Below are 262 nucleotides of genomic sequence, written 5' to 3' on the forward strand. Positions count from 1 at the left end.
CTGCTTCACGTTCGACGGGTCGATCTGCTTGAGCGGCGAATGCGACTGGCCGTTGTATGTGCGGTAGTAGGTGAGCCAGCCCGGATCGCGTTGCGCGTCCGTGAGGCGCTGGTACGTGACGGCCGGATAATCGGCGGCGGCGTCCACGAGGCCGGGATTCAAGGCGATGGCGACGGCTGCCGCGATTCCGATGGTTGCCAGTCGGCGCGTCGAAGCCGAGAGTTTTTTCATGGTTGTCTCCTGAGTCATTGTGGTCGCACCG

Annotated in this window: 1 pseudogene; it reads right to left on the minus strand. The window is 63.4% G+C overall.

What is annotated here, in order from left to right:
• Positions 1-231, minus strand: a pseudogene (locus SB751_RS31890) (PQQ-dependent dehydrogenase, methanol/ethanol family); the annotation flags it as partial.
• Positions 232-262: the final 31 nt, after the last annotated feature.

The organism is Cupriavidus sp. SIMBA_020 (genome assembly GCF_046535395.1).
GTDB lineage: Bacteria > Pseudomonadota > Gammaproteobacteria > Burkholderiales > Burkholderiaceae > Cupriavidus > Cupriavidus campinensis.